This is a genomic window from Ignatzschineria sp. PL_is040, from assembly GCF_055813795.1.
The window spans coordinates 110,466-116,781 of sequence record NZ_JBVPGU010000006.1 but is presented as its reverse complement, the minus strand read 5'-3'; the positions used below and the strand labels follow the sequence as shown (position 1 = coordinate 116,781).

General features: G+C 40.3%; 5 protein-coding genes, 1 rRNA gene and 1 other RNA gene. 5 read left to right on the top strand and 2 right to left on the bottom strand.

Annotated elements, in window-relative coordinates:
- Positions 1-64: ribosomal RNA gene (locus AC0SAP_RS08185) — 16S ribosomal RNA — on the bottom strand; the annotation flags it as partial.
- 741 nt (positions 65-805) lie between these two features.
- Here AC0SAP_RS08185 and AC0SAP_RS08180 point away from each other — a divergent pair.
- Positions 806-1,501, top strand: coding sequence for a tetratricopeptide repeat protein (locus AC0SAP_RS08180; protein WP_286483339.1), 696 nt, complete (start codon positions 806-808; stop codon positions 1,499-1,501).
- 253 nt (positions 1,502-1,754) lie between these two features.
- On the opposite strand, the gene argF is transcribed toward AC0SAP_RS08180, so the two are convergent.
- Positions 1,755-2,756, bottom strand: coding sequence for an ornithine carbamoyltransferase (gene argF / locus AC0SAP_RS08175; RefSeq protein WP_286483336.1), 1,002 nt, complete (start codon positions 2,754-2,756; stop codon positions 1,755-1,757).
- Between the two features lie 121 nt (positions 2,757-2,877).
- Here argF and AC0SAP_RS08170 point away from each other — a divergent pair, with 121 nt between their 5' ends.
- From AC0SAP_RS08170 to AC0SAP_RS08155, 4 genes are all read left to right on the top strand, one after another.
- Positions 2,878-3,540 carry a hypothetical protein gene (locus AC0SAP_RS08170; protein WP_473383822.1) on the top strand — a complete coding sequence of 221 codons (663 nt, stop codon included), beginning with the start codon at positions 2,878-2,880 and terminating at the stop codon, positions 3,538-3,540.
- A 68-nt stretch (positions 3,541-3,608) separates the two neighbouring features.
- Complete coding sequence (locus AC0SAP_RS08165) at positions 3,609-4,220, top strand: tetratricopeptide repeat protein (protein WP_473383821.1); 612 nt, start codon at positions 3,609-3,611, stop codon at positions 4,218-4,220.
- Between the two features lie 68 nt (positions 4,221-4,288).
- Positions 4,289-4,641, top strand: a transfer-messenger RNA (tmRNA) gene (gene ssrA, locus AC0SAP_RS08160).
- 277 nt (positions 4,642-4,918) lie between these two features.
- Complete coding sequence (locus tag AC0SAP_RS08155; protein WP_473383820.1) at positions 4,919-6,277, top strand: cryptochrome/photolyase family protein; 1,359 nt, start codon at positions 4,919-4,921, stop codon at positions 6,275-6,277.
- Positions 6,278-6,316: the final 39 nt, after the last annotated feature.

The following is a 6,316-nucleotide window of genomic DNA, read 5'->3' as shown; positions in this document are numbered from 1 at the left end:
CGACTTGCATGTGTTAAGCATACCGCCAGCGTTCAATCTGAGCCAGGATCAAACTCTTCAGTTTAATCTCTATAATGTTTAAATCTTTCGATCTAACCATGTAACTTTCGTTACTGCTCAATTACTGCTTCTATTTCCATTATAAAAAAATAGATGCTGGAATTGTTTGGTTAGACTTCTATTCTTTTGCTCACGCAAACAAATACAAGCCCCCATACAAACTTACTTAAGATTAATTTGTTAAAGAACTTTAGGGTTAAAGTGAATCAAACTTGAATCTCTTACCGCCCTAAGCAGACGAACTATATTACAGAAGTGATTCACTCGTGTCAATTTTATTTTTGACCTCTTTTTAAGCACCGATTCAATTTTAAAGACTACTAAAAAAACTGAACTTAAACTTTAAAGAGAGAAGCAAAGAAACTACTAGAGAACTGGCTTCTACCGAATCATCTTCAACGTTGCCGTCTGAATGAGTGGTGTATCTTACCCCTTTCATTTTTATTTGCAACTCTTTTTTTGAATTCTTTAAAGTTTTTTCTTTCCCCGAATTCAACTTATATTACATCCCACCTTTCTTCCCTTCCATTTTCTTTATTTCAGTTCTTTATTTCAGATGAAGCAGACACTCTAAGAATCTTTAGAATCTCCCGATAACTCAACCTCTTTTTCAAAAAATTGCCTTGTGGCTGATTTTAATTTCAGAAGAACTCCTTATACAATTAAGTTAAACTGTAGCTAACTTATATTAATAAAACTAAATAAACATTATTTTATTCCATCTACTCGTAAAGGATTTTAAATTATGATCAAGCGCACCCTTGCTCCTATATTATTAGCAACTCTCCTGACGGGCTGTCTGTCATTGAACAATTCAACAACTCAGAGCAGCACTCCAAAACAGATCTCCCCCGAGCATATAGAGAAGATGAGAACACTCTCCGCCTCTGAGCTTCCGCAATATGCCGATCATGGAGATATGTATGCACAATATTATCTTGGCAATAAATATGCTCAAGGTGTCGAGGTTCCTCAAGACTTAACAAAAGCGAAATATTATTGGGAGAAAGCAGCAGAGCAAGGAAATGCCAACGCTCTTTATAACCTTGGAATGATCTATTATAGTGGACAAGGGGCTGCCAAAAATCCAGAACTCGCACTCAACTATTTCCAAAGATCTGCACAAGCAGGTAACAGCCGAGCAGCACTTAATGCAGGAACGATGCTAGAAACAGGACAAGGCTCTATAGTTAATATCCCCGCTGCGGCACACTACTATCAACTTGCTGCGCCGACCCAACCACATGCTGCTTATCGCTTAGGTATGCTCTATACGCAAAATAGAGCTGACTTCCCTGCTGACTATGAGAAAGCTCGTAGCCTCTTCCAACAAGCTGCGGTACAGGGTGACCGTATTGCTCCACGAGCACTCAATATCGTCCAAAACTATCCGCCTGCAGAAGCGAGTGAACTTCTCCGTCGTCTTAATACTAGCATTTAAGAGAGCAATAGAGAGTCGAATAGATAGAATCGAGATTCTAGAAAAGATCTCATACAAAAGATCTCGCCCATCTCCTTAATAAGTACTTGAATACTTGATGCAAATAACAGAGAAACAGTTGATAAATGTTTCCATCGATATTTAACAAGTATTCAGTTCAGGCTTATTTAGATGGAGCGAGATTTTTTTACACAACATAATAACTAAATGATTAAATGACTAATCAGCTAGCTAAACCAGATCCTAAATAGATCTATCCTAAAGTTGCCACCATAATCGCTTTGATCGTATGCATTCTATTACCGGCTTGCTGAAATTGAATAGCCTGAGGCCCTTCAAACACCTCTTCTGTAACCTCTACACCATCAAGACCAAATGTTTGATAAATCCATTCTCCAACAGAAGTTTCACGATTATGGAATGCTGGCAAGCAGTGCATAAATTTAGTATTTTTATTTCCTGTTGCTTGCATTAATTGACCATTGACTTGGTAAGGCTGTAGAAGAGCGATACGCTCACGCCATGCATCTTCAGATTCTCCCATTGAAACCCAAACATCAGTATGGATAAAGTCAACACCTTTGACTGCTTCCTCGGCACTATCAGTAAATGTCAATGTCGCACCACTTACTTTAGCGAGCTCTTGGCATTTAGCAATAAGATCTGCCTCTGGCCAAAGATGCTTCGGCGCTCCAACACGGAAATCAACACCTAACTTTGCTGCCATTACAAGATGAGAATTTCCCATATTATTTCGCGCATCACCAAGATAGGCATAACTAAAATCACTAATCGGCTTATCGCTACTCTCTTTCATGGTTAAAAGGTCGGCAAGCATCTGTGTTGGGTGAAACTCATCAGTCAGGCCATTATAGACAGGAACGCCGGCATAAGCCGCTAACTCATTCTCTAAAACATCTTGACTAAATCCACGATATAAAATCGCATCATACATATCTCCCAATACCCGCGCGGTATCTTTCATCGACTCTTTTGTACCGATCTGAGTCCCATCACTCCCGAGATAACTAGTTGCCGCACCCTGATCCGCCGCAGCAACTTCTGAAGCACAACGGGTACGTGTTGATGATTTTTCGAAGATGAGTGCGATATTTTTGCCTGTTAATCGTCGTTGCTCCATTCCTGCTCGCTTCGCTTTTTTAAGCTCCTCAGCAAGCCCTACAAGATAGAGAATCTCTTCTTTAGAAAAATCGAGTAGTTTTAAAAAATGTCTTTGACGTAAATTAGGTTGCATGCGCATCTCCTCTTCGCAGTATAATAATATTATATAGATTCTAAATATGACTCATTCCTGAGTCTATTTCATCATAACAAGGATGGCTTAGCCTTCCTATATATTTAAGAGGTCAGACCATATGCTTATGCGCTTACTACTTATTTTTACACTATCTTTTTTTGCGCTCTTCACTCATGCCGTTCACGCCGAACCATTCCCTGCTCAAGTCCACCTCAACTTTGTAGGTCCATTTCAAGTGCCGGCCTCTATGACCTTCACCCACAATAATAGTGAGTATCGCCTCGAAACAACCGTCAACATACCTTTTAAAAAAATGGAGTTTACCAGTATCGGAAGTGTTGATGGAAAACGTCTTATTACCCACTCCTTTACAGATATCAGAGGCGGTAAGAACTATGCAAGTGCTCGCTTCGACCTTACTCACAAAAAAATCAATTACGGCCGAGGAGAACAGAATCTATCAGCAGAGATGACAACATTAGCTCAAGATTTCTTCACAACAGCATGGCAAGCCACACTCAATCATGCGCCATTAAATGAAAAAATTCAGACAACCAATGGTAAAAAGGTTTATCAGCGCCCACCTTTTGTTAAAGTGGGAGAGAAGGAGGGTTATATTAATGGTAAAAGAACCCCTATTATCCTCTATGCAAGTGGCGAAGGAGATGATCGTGTTGAATTAGGTCTTGCACCCAAAGAGCTCTTCCTCCCGGCATTAATCGCTTATTATGAAAAAGGAAAACGCTATGAGCTCGTACTAAAAAGTTACTCTACAAAATAAGCTAGAGAAGAGCGCAATACACTTTCTACTCCACATGACAATCAATTACGGTAACGACATTAACAACTATGCTTGAATATCTATTTACACGACTCTCCGCAGCCTTCAATAATCGCATTGAACTCTGCCGCTTAGGTACTTTCTATTATGAAGGTAAATATGTTACGAAAGATCATCAAAAAGCGACAAAATATCTACAGAAGGCAGCTGATAAAAAATATAATCGTGCTCTCTTCTATCTTGGATTAATCGAACTTGAGAAGGGAGAGGCCACAACTGATAGAGCACTCGCTCTCCGCTATTTCCTCCTCTCAAGAAGAGAAGAGCCTAAAGCAGTAGCAGAAATTAAAAAACTAGAAGAAACAATTTTAAAATTATCCCCCACAAAAGAGAATAGTGAATTGCTCTTTAAAGTTGGTTACATGTATGCAAATGATGTTGTAATCGGCACAGATGCAGCAAAAGCAGCTCGATTTTATGAAGCCGCTATCGCCGGAAATCATCAAGCTGCGCGCTTAGAACTGGCAAAACTTTTGATGAAATCACGTCCCGGCAGCCCTAAAGATCTACCTAGAGCTATTGAGCTTCTACAAGATCCGAGCATGGCACAATTTCTACCCGCAGAACTTGCGCTTAAAGAGCTTCTAGAAAAGAATCCTGACCTCAGTAACGGAAACTAAATAGAAACTAAATCATTGAATATTGCATAAAACCAAGCGATTCGCTATAATAGCCTATCAACTTAAACGGGGGCGTTCTTGGATTCGACGGGGATGTTGAAGTTTGAGGTGCATGTCAAGATGGTCGAGAGTCTTGTAAAAACGCGGCAAATTGTATAGTTGCAAACGATAACAACTACGCTTTAGCAGCTTAGTCTGCTAACTGATCATAATACTGTGTTCGTTCGGTATTATCATCAGTCAACTTAAACGAAATAGTGAAATATCATTTCTAAGGGGTATTTTGCGAAACTTAACTTAGAACAGCTTTGCATCTCCTGCCGATCGGACGATGTGAAGTTAAATTAAAGATACGGCTAAACATGTAGTACCAAGAATGGATAGTTCTCGGACGCGGGTTCAAATCCCGCCGCCTCCACCAATCATGATTGTGAAAGCCCGCTATTTAGCGGGCTTTGCTGTATCTGGAAGTCAATTTGGCGTAAATTTTGGCGGGAATCGAATAACAAACCCCCTCTAAACAATCTCCTTTAAACCCCCTTTATAGAGATTAAAGCATGTCTTACTCTACGCTCCTACTCCATCAAGCAACAGATTTTAATAAAAACCTCGCATAAACTACCAGAAGGTTATAGTCTATTCCTTATCATCCCATCTTCTCATTTTTAATAGGGTTCAGAGGTATTATGCGATCTTTAATGTGGTTTCGATCTGATTTAAGAGTTCATGATAATGAGGCGCTCTATAGGGCAACTGAAAATCAGGAAACAATTGCGCTGTTTATTGTCTCTCATCGAGAATGGGAAGCGCATCATGATGCGAAGCTGAAACTCGCTTTTATGTGGCGAAACTTACAAGCATTGCAAAAAGCGCTCGAGAGTAAAAATATCCCTTTAAAGATCGTAGAAGTTGATTCTTGGGCGGAGATTCCGACGCGCATACTGCAATTGATGGAAGCTTATCAGATCTCCTCGTTCTATTTTAATCATGAAGTCGGCGTTAATGAAGTTGCAAGAGATCGGGCGGTGTATCGACAATTAAAGAAACATCTCTTAGATATCTATCCTTGCCACGATAAGACCTTAGTAAAATTGGGCTCCATCTTAAATGGTGAAAATAGACCTTACAAAGTCTTTACCGCCTTCAAAAGACGCTTAATCGACGTTTTGCAATATCAGCGTTTTGAGAATCATTTTGAAATTCCCACGCAAAATAAGCTCGATATTACAAGCGATGATCTCTCTGTTAATCCTTATGCGGCATTTGATAATTTAGCCTATCAAGCTGGTGAAGACTCCGCTTTTGAGGTTTTTCAGAACTTTTTAAAGGAAGATATTTTCCGTTATCATGCTCGCCGGGACTTTCCTGCCATTGAAGGAACGAGTCGTCTATCACCCTATCTCGCACTCGGTGTGATCTCCGTTAAAACCCTCCTTCAAGAAGCATTGATGATCAATGAAGGTGATTTTCACGCGGGAGATGAAGGGATTTTAACTTGGATGAATGAGCTCTATTGGCGAGAATTTTATTACCATATCATGTGGAACTTCCCTCAAGTCTCTAGAAATAGAGCCTTCCAGGAAAAGACAGAAAATATCCAATGGCGCGAGAATGAAACCGACTTTGAGGCCTGGAAAAATGGAGAGACCGGCATCCCCATTGTGGATGCTTTTATGAGGCAACTGAAAACAACCGGTTGGATGCATAATCGTGGGCGCATGATTACCGCAATGTTTCTCACCAAAAATCTCTTAATCGATTGGCGTAAAGGGGAGGCTTGGTTTATGCAGAATCTCATCGATGGTGACTTTGCTGCTAATAATGGCGGCTGGCAATGGTCTGCCTCTACTGGTACAGATGCTGTGCCCTATTTTAGAATCTTTAATCCTGTCACCCAATCTGAGCGATTTGATCCCAATGGAGACTTTATTCGTCAATGGTGTCCGGAGTTAGCCCACTTAGATAATAAACAAATTCATAAAGTGCAAAAGCATGCCATTGTTGATTTAAAAAGTAGCCGCCTTAGAGCGATAGAAGCTTTTAAGAGTTTGAGCTGAGCATCACCAAGGCCCGGCAAAGACAATAAGTATCATGCT

What these genes read in the sequence shown, in the direction of transcription:
- AC0SAP_RS08180 (WP_286483339.1), top strand. Translation starts at nt 806, where the DNA reads ATGATCAAGCGCACCCTTGCTCCTATATTATTAGCAACTCTCCTGACG.
- argF (WP_286483336.1), bottom strand. Translation starts at nt 2,756, where the DNA reads ATGCAACCTAATTTACGTCAAAGACATTTTTTAAAACTACTCGATTTT.
- AC0SAP_RS08170 (WP_473383822.1), top strand. Translation starts at nt 2,878, where the DNA reads ATGCTTATGCGCTTACTACTTATTTTTACACTATCTTTTTTTGCGCTC.
- AC0SAP_RS08165 (WP_473383821.1), top strand. Translation starts at nt 3,609, where the DNA reads ATGCTTGAATATCTATTTACACGACTCTCCGCAGCCTTCAATAATCGC.
- AC0SAP_RS08155 (WP_473383820.1), top strand. Translation starts at nt 4,919, where the DNA reads ATGTGGTTTCGATCTGATTTAAGAGTTCATGATAATGAGGCGCTCTAT.